The following is a 13,403-nucleotide window of genomic DNA, read 5'->3' on the forward strand; positions in this document are numbered from 1 at the left end:
GTGAAAAAACGTGCGGCTTCTGGGGGTTCAGGCATCGGCCATGGACAGCGCGGACTCCATGTCCACGGCCACGATACGCGAGACGCCCTGCTCCTGCATGGTCACGCCGATCAGTTGTTCGGCCATTTCCATGGCGATCTTGTTGTGGCTGATGAAAAGGAACTGTGTGCCGCTGCTCATGCTGGACACGAGCTTGGCGTAGCGTTCGGTGTTGGCATCGTCCAGCGGCGCGTCCACCTCGTCCAGCAGGCAGAACGGTGCGGGGTTGAGCTGGAAGATGGCAAAGACGAGCGCGATGGCAGTCAGGGCCTTCTCGCCGCCGGACAGCAGGTGGATGGTCTGGTTCTTCTTGCCCGGCGGCTGCGCCATCACCTGCACGCCGGAGTCGAGGATTTCGTCGCCGGTGATGATGAGGCGCGCATTGCCGCCGCCGAACAGCTCGGGGAACATGCGCCCGAAATGGCCGTTCACCGTCTCGAAGGTGCCCGAGAGCAGTTCGCGGGTTTCGGCGTCGATCTTGCGGATCGCGTCCTCCAGCGTGTTCATGGCTTCGGTCAGGTCGGCGGTCTGCGAGTCGAGGAAGGTCTTGCGCTCGCGCGCGAGGTTCAACTCCTCCAGCGCGGCAAGGTTGACCGCGCCCAGGGCCGCGATCTCGCGGTGCAGGCGGTCGATCTCGCTTTGCAGGCCGGCCGAGCGCACGCCGCCGGCCTCGATGGACTGCGCCACCGCCTCCAGGTCGGCCTGTGCGTCGGCCAGCAGCGTGGTGTATTGCTCCAGGCCCAGGCGCGCGGCCTGCTCCTTGAGCTGGAATTCGGTGATGCGGGCGCGCAGCGGATCGAGCGCGCGTTCCAGCTGCATGCGGCGCTCGTCGCTCGCGCGCAGCTTGGCGGTGAGGTCGTCGTATTCGCTGCGCTGGGCGCCCAGGGCTTTCTCGCGCTCCATCTTGAGGTCCAGCGCCTGCTGCAGGCCGCCCTGCGCCGCGGCGTCGGACAGCCGCGCCATCTCGTCGCGGGCGCGCTGCTGTTCATCGGCCAGCGCGCGGGTCTGGCTGCCCGCCGTGTCCAGCGTGCGGGCGAGTTCGGCCCGGCGCGCCTCCAGGCTGCGGCGGGAGAACGTGGCCTCCTGCGCCTGGCGCTCCAGGCTGCGCTGCTGCTCGCGGCATTCGGCGAGCTTGCGCTCGGCGGCGATCACGCGCTCGTCCAGTTGCGCGTGGCGCTCCTGGCTGTCGGCCAGCTGCATGTCCAGCTCTTCGAAGCGCACCTCGGCCGTCACGCGGCGCTCCTGCAGGTCGGCCAGCTGCGCCTCGACCTCGGCCAGGTCGGCGCCGATCTGCTCGCTGCGCGCGCGGGCCTGGTCGGCCAGTTGGGTCAGGCGCAGCGTTTCCACCTGCAGTTCGTGGGCACGGCTTTGCGCCTCGCTGGCTTCGCGGCGCGCGGCCACGAGGCGCTGCGAGGCGTCCGCGTAGGCCGACTCGGCGCGCACCAGGGCCGTGCGCGACTCCTCGCTGATGAGGGCCTGGGCGCGCAGTTCCTTTTCGAGGTGCTCGATCTCCTGCGCGCGGGCCAGCAGGCCGGACTGCTCGGAGTCCTGTGCATAAAAGCTCACGCTGTGCGCGCTGACCGCATGGCCCGTGGGCACGTAGACCACCTCGCCGGGCTGCAGCGTGGGGCGGCGGTTCAGGGCCTCGTCGAGCGTCTGCGCGGTGTAGCAGCCCTGCAGCCAGTCGGTGAGCACGGCGCGCAGGCCGGCATCGTTCAACCGAAGCAGATCGGACAGGCGGGTGGCGGCGCCGGTGGGCTCGGGGATGCCGGCGGGCGGCGCGGTGTAGAAGGCCAGCCGGGCCGGTGGCGCATCGTTGCCGCCCGCGCCGAGAAAGCCGCGCACGCTGTCCAGCCGGCTGACTTCGAGGGCGCCCAGGCGCTCGCGCAGCGCGGCCTCCAGCGCGTTCTCCCAGCCGGGCTCGATGTGGATGCGGCTCCACAGGCCCTGCAGGCCGTCGAGGCCGTGGCGCGCCAGCCAGGGCTGCAGCTTGCCATCGGTCTTGACCTTCTCCTGCAGCGCCTTCAGCGCCTCCATGCGCGCCGACAGGTCGGCCTGGCGGGCGCTTTCCACGTTCACGGCCTGCTGGCGGGTGCGGCGGTCCTCGTCCAGCTGCGGCACGGATTCCTGCAGTTCGGCCAGCCGGGCCTCTGCCATTTCGGCGCCCTCCTGGGCGGCATCGAGCTGGCCGCGCAGATTGACCAGCCGCGCCTCGTCGGGCGCGGCCAGCGCGTTGCGGTCGGTGCGCAGGCGCTCGTGGCGGGCATCGAGCTGGCGGCTTTGCTCGTCGATGCTGCGCTGCTCGGCGGCCAGCACACCGATCTGCTGCTGCACCTGCACCACGGCGCCGCGCTGCTCGTTGGCACGCTGCTGGCCCTGGCGCAGCGCCTCTTCGAGGTCGGGCAGCTGCAGGGCCTGTTCCTCGACCTGGGCGGCCAGCAGTTCGGCACGTTCGTCGGCGTCCACGCCGGCACCGGCGAGGTTCTCCATCTCGTGTTCGGCCTCTTCCTTGCGGGCCGACCACTGCGCGATCTGCTCGGCAAGCTGGGCAAGGCGCAGTTCCACGCGCTGGCGGCCTTCCACCACGTAGCGGATCTCGGCCTCCAGGCGGCCCACTTCGGCCGTGGCCTCGTAGAGCTTGCCCTGGGCCTGGTTGACGTGGTCGCCCGCGGCGTAGTGCGCCTGGCGGATGGTTTCGAGGTCGGATTCGACCGAGCGCAGGTCGGCCATGCGCGATTCGAGGTCGTTCACGGCCTGCAGGCCGTCGGCGCGCACCTTGGCCTGCTCGGCCTCGGCATCGGCGCGCTTCAAGAACCACAGCTGGTGCTGCTTGAGGGTGACGTCGGCCTGCAGCGCGTTGTAGCGGGCGGCCACCTCGGCCTGCTTTTCCAGGCGCTCCAGGTTGGCGTTCAGCTCGCGCAAAATGTCTTCGACCCGCGTGAGGTTCTCGCGCGTGTCCGACAGGCGGTTTTCGGTCTCGCGGCGGCGCTCCTTGTACTTGGAGACGCCCGCGGCCTCTTCCAGGAACAGGCGCAGCTCTTCGGGGCGCGACTCGATGATGCGGCTGATGGTGCCCTGGCCGATGATGGCGTAGGCCCGCGGCCCCAGGCCCGTGCCCAGGAACACGTCCTGCACGTCGCGCCGGCGCACGGGCTGGTTGTTGATGAAGTAGCTGCTGTTGCCGTCGCGCGTGAGCACGCGCTTGACGGCGATCTCGCCGTACTGGTTCCACTGCCCGCCGGCGCGGTGGTCGGCGTTGTCGAAGACCAGCTCCACGCTGGCGCGGCTGGCCTGCTTGCGGCTGGTGGTGCCGCTGAAGATCACGTCCTGCATGGACTCGCCGCGCAGTTCGCTGGCCTTGGACTCCCCCAGCACCCAGCGCACCGCATCCATGATGTTGGACTTGCCGCAGCCGTTCGGGCCCACCACGCCCACCAGTTGGCCCGGCAGCATGAAGTTGGTGGGTTCTGCGAACGACTTGAAGCCGGCGAGTTTGATGGAGTTGAGACGCACGGGTCTGTGGGCGGGCTGGGGGGCGTTGAAGCGCTCAAAACGGCGCGGCCGCGCCGCCGGGCGGGCCAGCGTGGCCAAGCCCCGGATGATACCGTGCCGGGGTGGCGCGACTGCCAGGGAAACGGCCCGCTCCTACAGCCGCCGCCGCTTAGAGCCAAAAAGGCCTCCAGCACAATCAGCACTAGGGCATATAGCTATCAAAAAAGTAGCATCAGCCAGCGCGGGGCGCGAAGGCGATGATCGCCATGCCGGCCAGGGTGACGGCCACGCCCGCCAGGTCCCACGCGGTGGGGCGCACGCCGTCCACCGCCCAGAGCCAGCCGAGGGCCACCGCCACGTAGACGCCGCCGTAGGCCGCATACACCCGCCCGGCCGCGGCCGGATGCAGGGTGAGCAGCCAGGCGAACAGCGCCAGACAGGCAGCGGCCGGCACCAGCAGCCAGGGGCTCGCGCCCTGGCGCAGCCACAGCCACGGCAGGTAGCAGCCCACGATCTCCGCCAGCGCGGTAACGGCGTACAGCGCCAGGGTTTTCAGTTCGAACATGGGAGGGCTCGAAGCGATCGGCAGGGGCCGGCGGGCCCGCAGGCGTTGCGGGGCGGCGGGCGGCGGCCGGGGCCCCTCACACGATCAGCGGGCTCTGGCCCGCGGCGTGGTCGATCACCAGGCGTTCGAATCCGTCCGCCGGCAGCGGCGGGCTGAGCAGGTAGCCCTGCCACACGTAGCACTGGTTGCGCGCCAGGAAGGTACGCTGCGCCTCGGTCTCCACGCCCTCGGCGATCACGCGCAGCCCCAGGCTGGTGCCCAGGGCGACGATGGTGCGCGCGATGGCAGCGTCGTTGGGGTCGGTGAGCACGTCACGCACGAAGCTCTGGTCGATCTTCAACTCGTCCAGCGGCAGGCGCTTGAGGTAGGCGAGCGAGGAATAGCCCGTGCCGAAATCGTCGAGCGAGAAGCCCACGCCGTAGGCGCGCAGCTGGGCCATCTTGTCGATGGTGTCCTCCACGTCCTGCAGCAGCAGGCTTTCGGTCATCTCCAGCTTGAGCCGGCGGCCATCCGCCCCGGTGCTCGCCAGCGCCGCCAGCACCTGGCCCACGAAGCCGCTCTGGTGGAACTGGCGCGCGCTCACGTTCACCGACAGGCCCAGGTGCGAAAGCGCCGGCCGCTGCGCCCACCGCGCCAGCTGAGCGCACGCCGCCTGCAGCACCCATTCGCCCAGCGGCAGGATGAGTCCGGTCTCTTCGGTCAGGGGAATGAAATCGGCCGGGGAGACGAAGCCGCGCACCGGGTGGCGCCAGCGCAGCAGCGCCTCGGCGCCGGTGATGCGCCCGTTGTCCATCTGTGGCTGGTAGAACAGCTCGAACTGCTGGAGCGCGATGCCCTCGCGCAGGTCCGATTCGAGTGCCGCGCGGGCCGCCACCAACGCCTGCATCCGCGGGTCGTAGAACTGCAGGCTGTTGCGCCCGCCGGCCTTGGCCTGGTACATGGCCAGGTCGGCGCGCTGCAGCAGTTCGTCCACCGTCTCGCGCACACCCTGGAAGATGGTCACGCCCATGCTGAGCGTGCTGTGGTGGGCCTCGCCCTCCAGCACGAACGGCCGGCGCAGGGCCGCAAGGATCTTCTGGCCCATCTCTTCCGCCCGCGCGGCAGCGTCTTCGGGGCTGTCACCCAGGTCTTCCAGCACCACCACGAACTCGTCGCCGCCATGGCGCGCCACGGTGTCTTCGGCCCGCACGCAGTCGCGCAGCCGCAGCGCCACCTGGCGCAGCAGCATGTCGCCGCGCTCATGGCCCTGGGTCTCGTTCAGGGTCTTGAAGTTGTCCAGGTCGAGCATCAGCACCGCGCCGCAGCGCTGGCTGCGGGTGCTGGCGGCCAGGGCCTGCTGCAGCCGGTCGAGCAGCAGCCGGCGATTGGGCAGCTGGGTGAGCGGGTCGTAGTAGGCGAGGTAGCGGATCTCTTCCTCGGCCGCCTTGTGCTGGCTCATGTCCACCACGGTGATGAGGCGGTCGTCGCCCAGCGCCACGCCGGCCAGGTCCACCGTGCGCAGTTGCCCGCCCTTGCAGGTGATGGCGTGCTCGCGAGGCGCGACGGCCTCCTTGCCGGGCGGCTCTGCGCAAACGGCCAGCCAGTCGGCGATGGCCTGCTCGCGCTGCGCCGCATCGGGAAACGCCAGGCGCCACCAGTCGTCCACCGTGGGGGCGTCCTCGGCGGTGTAGCCGCAGATCTGCACGAAGCGCTCGTTGCGAAAGCTCACCCCGCCGTCCTTGCGCACCAGGCACACGCCCACGGGCAGGCGGTACAGGATGCCGCGCAGGCGCAGCTCGCTGTCGCGCTGGCTCTCTTCCATCTGCTTGCGCTCGGTGATGTCCTGCACCACGGCGATGGAATGGTTGGCGGGGTTGCCAGGCATGCGCATGGGCGACACCGTGAGGTCGGCCCAGATGACGCGCCCGTCCTTGTGGAAGTAGCGCTTTTCGTAGCGGAACTCCTCGATCAGCCCCGCGGCGATCTGCTGCATCAGCGACTCGCTGGCGACCAGATCGTCGGGGTGCGTGATGTCGCCCACCGTCTTGGCCGACAGCTCGGCCTCGGTGTAGCCCAGGATGTCGCAGAACTTGCTGTTGGCCCGCACGAAGCGGCGGCTGGTGGCCTCGACCTGCGCCACGCCCACGGCGGCCTGGTTGAACAGCGCGCGAAAGCGCTCTTCGCTCTCGCGCAGGGCCGAGCCGGCGGCGGTGGCAAAACTCACGGCCTGGGTGCGACGGCGCACCAGCAGCGTGATGAGCGCGGACAGCAGGGCCGTCACCAGCAGGCCGCCGCCGCCCATCATCGCCGGCAACTGCGCCTCCGAGCGCGACAGGAAGGGCTGCAGGGGCTGGAAGGTGAGCCGCCAGCGCCGGTCGTGCACGCGCAGCTCGCGTTCGTAGCGCTCCATGGCGGGACGCACGCCGCTTTCCAACGCCAGCAGCGTCCGCTCGGAAGACGCGGAGCCATCGCTCACGGAGCCGATGTCCCGCACCGACATGCCCACGCCCCGCAGTTGGCCCTCGGACTGCAGGGCCTTCACCATGTCGTAGAAGCGGATGGTGGCGGCCACCGAGCCGATGTAGCGGCGCACGCCGCCCGCGCCGTCGTCGAACACGGGCAGCCGGATCACGAAGCCGGCGCGGTTGTCGCGCTCCTGCAGCAGGTCGAACGGTTCCGAGGCCACGACCTGCCCGGTGTCGCGGCTGTAGCGGATGGACGCCATGGTGGCCGGCAGCGAGCCGACATCCAGGCCCACGACGTACTCGTTGCCCACGATCGGCCAGATGTAGTCGGCGACTTGGTATTCGGGCCGGTCGCCGGGCGGGCGGATGGCGAACGTGGACGGCGCGCCCGTTCGCGCCAGGTCATCGGCCCGCACCCGGGCCTCGTAGGCCTCCTTGTCGGCATGCGGCACAAAGCGGGTGAAGGCCACGTTCTTCACGCCGGGGTAATGCTGGGCAAGGCGCAACTCACGCGCCGCATGTTCGAAATCGGCGCGCCCCAGCCGTGGGTTGACCAGGAACAAACTGCGCAGGCCGACCACCAGTTCGGTATGCGAGGCGATGCGGGCCTCCAGCGCCGTGGTGAACGACCGCGCCTCCTGGGTGAACCGCTCGCGTGCGATGCGCGCCACCGAATCGCTCTGCTGCTGCCACAGTGCCCAACTGACAGCCATGCCGAGCAGCGCGCAGAGCACCCCTGGCAGCCAGGGCCAGCGTTGCAATCGCAGTGCTTTTGGAAGCGTCATGGGCAGATGGAGGAAATCCCGGGCGCGGCGCGGGGAATCCGTCCACGATAACCCACGAGGATAGCCACAATCGACGTCGGTTTTGGCGTCAATAGCCTCAATGTTCTTTTTTGTAACAATGGCTTGGCCATTTTCCATAGCCATGCCGTGCGCGCACCGGTGTTGGCGCCCTATCCTCTCGCCCTGGTGCCCTGCCCGGGCGCCCGTCCCAGCTCCCGAACCCCTCAGAAAGTTGCCCCATGCTATACAACGCACTCCAATTGGTCCATGTCCTGGCGATCATCGTTTGGCTGGGGGGCATGGCCTTCGCCCATTTCTTCCTGCGCCCGGCGGCCCAGGCGCTGGAGCCTGCCCAGCGCGTGGCGCTGATGCACGGCGTGCTGCAGCGTTTTCTGGGGGCGGTGCTGGTGGCCGTCGTGCTGGTGCTGTCCAGCGGGCTGTGGATGATCGGCAACGTCGCCCGCGCCGCGGCGCAGTCGGGCGGCCGGTTTTCCATGCCGTTTTCGTGGACGATCATGGCCACGCTGGGCATCGTGATGATGGCCCTGTTCGGCCACGTGCGGTTCGCGCTTTTCAAGCGCCTGCAGCGTGCCGTGGCGGTGAGCGATTGGGCCGCCGGCGGCAAGGCGCTGGCTGCCATCCGCACCTGGGTGGGAGTCAATCTGGCGCTGGGGGTGATCGTGGTGGCGGTGGTGTTCCTGGTGCGGTGACAGCCGACCCTCTGCCCGGCACAATCGCCGCTGCCCATAACCACACAGAGGGAGTCTGAGATGAGCCGACCCAAATCCGGCGCCGTGATTTTCGCCAGGGACTTGCCCAAGGTCGCCCGTTTCTACGAGGTGCTGCTGTCCATGCGGCTGGTCGAGCGGCAGCCCGGCCACATCGTGCTGGAGTCGGACGATGTCCAGCTGGTGGTGCACAGCATGCCTGCAGCGGCACGGTCCGCTGCGGGGGCGGCCTCGTCGTCCACGCCCCCGGCCCGCAGGACCGAAGTGCCCGTCAAGCTGTTCTTTGCCGTTGACAGCCTGGCCGCCACCCGCGACGCCGCAGTGGCACTGGGTGGCGGGCTGAGCCCCGCGCAGCGCGAGTGGGAAGCCCGCGACTTCCGGGCCTGCGACGGGTACGATCCGGAAGGGAACATAGTGCAGTTCAGGGAAATCGCCGAATAGCGTGGCATGCCGGCAGGCAAAAGAAAGAAAGAAAAGCCCCTGAGGATTTAAGCCACGCCTAAGTTGGCGCCGCAATCATGGCACCCAGGCAGCCCGCTTTGATTGATCTCCTCCTCCCTCCTGGGCTGTCTTTTCCAACCCGCTTCGGCGGGTTTTCTTTTTTTGCAAGGCGTTCGCGCGCGAGCGTGAAACAGGCAGGAAGCCTGCGCCCTCCCTGGTCAGCCTCTGGCGGCGTCTGCCCCGCGGACTCGCACCCACGGAACCAGAAGACCCAGCACGCGCGGGCGCCAGGCCAGCGTGAAGGCGATGCACAGCGCCGCGCCCGCCAGCGCCATCACCCAGACCAGCGACGCCATCGAACCGTGGTCCACGCTCAGACACAAGGCCAGCGATCCCGCCAGCGCGGCGGCACCGGCCCAGCGCAGCCACGCTACGGTGCGCCGGGGCTGCGGCACGCCATCGCCCAGCGCCTGTGCCCAGTGCACCTCCATGGCCAGGGCCAGCCAGCCCAGACCGACCCCATTGGCGGCCAGCGCAGCCAGCAACAGCAGCGCGTCAAGCACGGGTGGCCTCCGGCACGCCCTGCGCGGCGCGGGCCTGTGGCGCGGCGGCGCCCAGCGCGCGGCGGCGAAGCCTGCGCGCGGCCACCATGGCGAGGGCCGCGCTGGCGAGCAGCGCCAAGTCCATGCCGGCCACGGGCCAGTAGCCGTTGGCGATGGTGCGCAGCAGGTGGTCCCCGGTCGTCGCCCAGTTCAGCAGCACCGCCGCCACCGCCAGCGCAGCAGCGGCCCAGCACTGCTCGCTCCAGGCCGGCGCCATGCGGGCCTGCGCCACCGGGGCCGTGCGCCACACGCCATGCAGGAAGGCCAGCACCCAGGCGCCCCAGAACACGGATTGTTCCCAGGTGCCCCGGCCCGGCAGATCGGTCGGCAGCACCCGGTTGCCGATCAGCATGGCGAAGGTGGCGATGAGCATGCCGGTCACGGTGGTCACCGCGAAGGCGTCCACCCAACGCGCGCCGGAGAGGCCTTGCCTGGCGTGCTGGCGCTTGCGCTTTTCCACGAAGAAGATGAAGCCGGTGGCAATGCACACGCAGCCCGACAGGCCGCCCAGCACGTACAGCCAGCGCAGCAGCCAGTGCCGGAAATGCTGCAGGTGCAGGCCGGTGAGGAAGTTGTTGATGCCCGCGACCGCCGTGGGCGGCGGGTCTTCGCGCAGCACCTCGCCGGTGGCGCCCTTGAAGTGGATGCCCTCGCCCGTGAGCGTGACGCGGTCGGTGCCGGCGCGGAACACGCTCACATAGGCATTGGCATCGCCCACGTGCTGCACGTTCAGGTAGCCGACCTCGCCCGCCATGCCCTTGGCGGCCCAGCGGCGCTGGGCCTCGGCCACCATGGCGTCCACCGAGGCGAGGGTGCCGGGCGTGCCTGCGCGCTTGGCCGGCAGGCCGGTCTCCAGCGCCTCGTGCTGCTCATGCAGTTCGTGCAGCGGATGCAACTGGGTTTCGGTGACGGGAAAGTAGATGCCGCCGAAGATCACCAGGCCCGAAAGCGCGAAGATGAAATGGAACGGCAGCGCCACCACGCCGGTCAGGTTGTGCAGATCGAGGGCGCTGCGCTGGGTGTGCTTGCGCGGCCGGAAGGTGAACATCTCGCGGAAGATCTTGCGGTGCATGACCACGCCGCTGACCAGCGCCACCAGCATCATCAGCGCGGCGAAGCCCACGATCCAGTAGCCCAGGCTCTTCCATTCCAGGTGCAGGCTGTAGTGCAGCGGGTAGAAGAACCGGCTGCCGATCTTGAGGTGGTCGTCCGGCAGCGGCTGGCCGTTGCGCGGGTCGATGGTGCGCGTGCCCCAGACCTGGTCGTCCGCGTCCTTGGCGTTGGGCAGGGCAAAGCTGGCGAACATGCCGAGCACCGGATCGCGGTGGGTGGTGTAGGCGCCCCAGCTGTTCACGACGGGGAAGGTGTCGGCCAGCGGGCCGTTCACCCGGCTGCGCGCCGCCTCGAGGTTGGCGGCATCGGGCCGCGTCATGGTTCGGAAGGCCGGCTGCAGCACGCGGTCGAACGACGGCATGGGCTGCGGGGCGAACCGGGTTTCAGGAATGGCCCAGCGGTCGATCTCGCGGTCGAACACCGACAGCGAGCCGAAGAAGAAAACGACCATGAGCACGAAGCCCAGCACCAGGCCGAACCAGGTGTGCAGCCAGGCCATGGTGAGCCGAAAATTCTGGAACACGGGACGAATGCCTTTCCGCTAAAGACAGCACAGACAGGACCGACACGGCAACGGGACGGACACGAAAACCGCCGGCACAGGGGCCGGTCAGATCAGGGCCATCTGCACCAGCGACGCGGTGCCGGCCATCAGGGCGCCGCCCCCCGCCAGCACCAGCCAGACGCGGCCGAGCCGGGAATCCGAAAAGGCCCACAGGAAGGCCACCAGAAACACGATGAAGCCCACGATGTAGCCCATGGCCTCGGCATCGTGGAAGGGCATGCCTGCCGCGAATGCCAGGCCCACGCACAGCGCGATGAACCCCCAGGTGAACGCGTAGCCGCCCAGCATGCCGGCCGCGATGCGCGAGACCACATGCAGGCGGGACGCTGCAGTGCTGCCAGCCATCGTTTGCCTTGATTTCAAAATGCGATTAGTTCTCAATTATGCCTGCGGATGTTTTCCCCGAAAACCCATGCGAGGCATGGGCCCACCCTGCCGGACCGGACTGTCGCGCCAGCCGGCTATGCTCTGCGCCTTGCCCTGCCCGGCCTTCTTCGCACCTTCTTCGCCTCTTCCTTGCTTATGTCACGTGCCCGCCTCACCCTCCTGACCCTGCTGCTGGCCATGCTGGCCGCCATCGCCGCCACGGCCTGGTGGGTGGCGCAGGGCCGCATGCGCGCCGCACGCGCCCAGGTCGCGCAGTTGCAGCAGGAGGTGAGCCAGAAGACCGAGCAACTGCTGGGCTACACGCGCTACACCGACTACCTCACGGTGGGCAAGCAATCGCTGTCGGAGCAGATGAAGCTCATGGCGGCCACCGTGGTGCGCGAGGAAGGCACCACCCAGATCGTCGAAAAGTCCGTGCTGGGCCTGGCCTCCACGGGCGTGGTGGCGATCTGGTACTCGGCCGAATACTCGTTCGGCTACGACCTGCGGCCCCAGAGCTACGAGCTGCGCAGCACCCCGGCCGGCATCGAGATCCACCTGGCCAAGCCGACGCTGGTGGCGACCCCGGCCATCAGCCAGCTGCGCCACCGCGTGCTGTCGGGCGGCCTGCTGACCGACAACAAGGGCGCGGTCATCCGCCTCACGCAGGAGGCGTCGCAGCGCGCGGCCAAGCAAGGCGCGGCCATGGCATCGGACCCGGCCGTGATGGCGCTGTGCGAAAAGAGCCTGATCGCGTTCCTGTCGGATTTCCTCTCGCGCCAGCCCGGTGTCAAGGCCGTGCCGCGCATCACCGTGGTGTACCGATAGGCCTTCGGGCATCGGCCGAAGGGCCGCGTTGACACAGCCAATCGATCAGCGCAGCGCGACCTGCGTGATCCACAGGGTGAACAGCGCCGCGCCCAGCCCCAGGGGCATCACCCAGGCGCCCAGCCGCAGAAACTGCCAGCCGCTCACCGATTGGCCTTCGCGCCGCAATGCGGCCAGCCACAGCAGCGTGGCCAGCGAACCCGTGATCGACAGGTTGGGCCCGATGTCGATGCCCATCAGCGCCGCGGCCCGCATCGACGGCGAGGCGTTCGCGGCATCCAGCGCCGCCCCCGCCAGCAGGCCGGCGGGCAGGTTGTTGACCAGATTGGCGGCGATGCCCAGCAAGGCGCCCACCCCCACGTCCGCGCCGCCCGGCCAAGCCGTGGCCGCCTTGCGCAAGGCATCGGCCAACAGCCCCACCACGCCGGTGTACTCCAGGGCCTGCACGAACACGAACAGCCCCGCCACCAGCGGCAGCACGCTCCAGGACACCGAGCGCACCGTGGGCCAGACAGCGCTGCCGCACCCGATGCGCAGCAGCGCCAAGGTCACCAGGGCCGCCCCCAGCGTGGGCCAGCCCAGCGGCACCCGCAGCCACGCGCAGGCCACCAGCACCACCACCGACACGGCCAGACCGGCGGCCGCCAGGGCGCCGCCCCGGCTCAAGGGACTGGGAGGCACTTCGGTGCGGATGGTGGCGTCGATGCGGTGGCGCAGCGCGAACCGCAGCGCCAGAAAGGTCGCGGCGATGGACGCCAGCGAAGGCAGCGCGAACAGCGCCAGCCACTGCGGCAGCGGCGGCATGTGCCCGCCCCAGAGCACCAGATTGGCCGGGTTGGAGATGGGCAGCACGAAGCTCGCCGCATTGGCGACGAAGGCGCAGATGAACAGGTAGGGCAGCGGAGAAGCGCCCACCGCGCGGGCCACGGCGAACACCGCGGGGGTCAGCACCACCGCGGTGGCGTCGTTGGACAGGAACACCGTGACCAGCGTGCCTACCAGATAGACCCAGGTGAAAAGCCGGCTGCCCGAGCCGCCGGCACGGCGGGCCGCCAGCGCCGCCAGCCAGTCGAACACGCCTTCGCGGCGCGCCATCTCGGACAGCAGCATCATCCCGGCCAGGAACAGGTACACGTCTTCGCCGCTCAGCACGCCCTTCCAGGCCTGGCTGGCCGGCAGCAGCCCGAAACCCACCAGCGCCAGGGCACCCGCCACGGCCCAGACCGCTTCGGGCAGGCGCCAGGGGCGAAGGATGACCGCACTGGTCGCCACGGCGACCACGCCCCAAATCCACTGCTGCGGTGCAAGCATGAAAGCCTTTTTCCAAAAGATTGATCGACGGCAGGAAAGAAGGCAAAAAAGCGTGCCAGGGACACGGGCGGCGCGCCTGCCGTTCGCCCGGGCCGCCCTGCGGGTGGATTCTATGCAGCGGCCC

Annotated in this window: 10 protein-coding genes; 3 read left to right on the top strand and 7 right to left on the bottom strand. The window is 69.4% G+C overall.

Going from position 1 to position 13,403, the window contains the following annotated elements:
- Positions 1 to 27: 27 nt before the first annotated feature.
- The 3 genes from smc to AVKW3434_RS03280 all read right to left on the bottom strand — a co-directional run bounded on the left by smc (position 28) and on the right by AVKW3434_RS03280 (position 7,325).
- Positions 28 to 3,552, bottom strand: coding sequence for a chromosome segregation protein SMC (gene smc, locus AVKW3434_RS03270; protein ID WP_284404345.1), 3,525 nt, complete (start codon positions 3,550 to 3,552; stop codon positions 28 to 30).
- Positions 3,553 to 3,763: 211 nt separating this feature from the next.
- Positions 3,764 to 4,096 carry a YnfA family protein gene (locus AVKW3434_RS03275; RefSeq protein ID WP_284404347.1) on the bottom strand — a complete coding sequence of 111 codons (333 nt, stop codon included), beginning with the start codon at positions 4,094 to 4,096 and terminating at the stop codon, positions 3,764 to 3,766.
- A 76-nt stretch (positions 4,097 to 4,172) separates the two neighbouring features.
- The gene (locus AVKW3434_RS03280) at positions 4,173 to 7,325 is read right to left on the bottom strand and encodes a bifunctional diguanylate cyclase/phosphodiesterase (protein WP_284404349.1); all 3,153 of its coding nucleotides are present in this window, start codon (positions 7,323 to 7,325) and stop codon (positions 4,173 to 4,175) included.
- Positions 7,326 to 7,564: 239 nt separating this feature from the next.
- Here AVKW3434_RS03280 and AVKW3434_RS03285 point away from each other — a divergent pair, with 239 nt between their 5' ends.
- Positions 7,565 to 8,035, top strand: a complete 471-nt coding sequence (locus tag AVKW3434_RS03285) for a CopD family protein (RefSeq protein ID WP_284404351.1) — start codon at positions 7,565 to 7,567, stop codon at positions 8,033 to 8,035.
- A gap of 60 nt (positions 8,036 to 8,095) precedes the next feature.
- Positions 8,096 to 8,494: a VOC family protein gene (locus AVKW3434_RS03290; RefSeq protein ID WP_284404353.1), complete on the top strand. Its 399-nt coding sequence runs from the start codon at positions 8,096 to 8,098 to the stop codon at positions 8,492 to 8,494.
- A 218-nt stretch (positions 8,495 to 8,712) separates the two neighbouring features.
- On the opposite strand, the gene AVKW3434_RS03295 is transcribed toward AVKW3434_RS03290, so the two are convergent.
- The 3 genes from AVKW3434_RS03295 to AVKW3434_RS03305 form a co-directional block, all read right to left on the bottom strand.
- Complete coding sequence (locus AVKW3434_RS03295) at positions 8,713 to 9,057, bottom strand: DUF3325 domain-containing protein (protein WP_284404355.1); 345 nt, start codon at positions 9,055 to 9,057, stop codon at positions 8,713 to 8,715.
- Positions 9,050 to 10,732 (bottom strand): PepSY-associated TM helix domain-containing protein, encoded by a 1,683-nt coding sequence (locus AVKW3434_RS03300; protein ID WP_284404357.1) that lies wholly within the window; start codon positions 10,730 to 10,732, stop codon positions 9,050 to 9,052. The genes AVKW3434_RS03295 and AVKW3434_RS03300 overlap by 8 nt, the downstream gene beginning before the upstream one ends.
- Positions 10,733 to 10,819: 87 nt before the next feature.
- Positions 10,820 to 11,119 (bottom strand): iron uptake protein, encoded by a 300-nt coding sequence (locus AVKW3434_RS03305; RefSeq protein ID WP_272569545.1) that lies wholly within the window; start codon positions 11,117 to 11,119, stop codon positions 10,820 to 10,822.
- Positions 11,120 to 11,296: 177 nt separating this feature from the next.
- Here AVKW3434_RS03305 and AVKW3434_RS03310 point away from each other — a divergent pair, with 177 nt between their 5' ends.
- On the top strand, positions 11,297 to 11,968 hold the full coding sequence (locus AVKW3434_RS03310; protein ID WP_284404359.1) for a hypothetical protein: 672 nt from the start codon (positions 11,297 to 11,299) through the stop codon (positions 11,966 to 11,968).
- Positions 11,969 to 12,013: 45 nt separating this feature from the next.
- On the opposite strand, the gene AVKW3434_RS03315 is transcribed toward AVKW3434_RS03310, so the two are convergent.
- Positions 12,014 to 13,279 (bottom strand): SLC13 family permease, encoded by a 1,266-nt coding sequence (locus AVKW3434_RS03315; protein WP_284404360.1) that lies wholly within the window; start codon positions 13,277 to 13,279, stop codon positions 12,014 to 12,016.
- Positions 13,280 to 13,403 lie beyond the last annotated feature (124 nt).

This window comes from Acidovorax sp. SUPP3434, assembly GCF_030159015.1.
Classification (GTDB): domain Bacteria; phylum Pseudomonadota; class Gammaproteobacteria; order Burkholderiales; family Burkholderiaceae_C; genus Paracidovorax.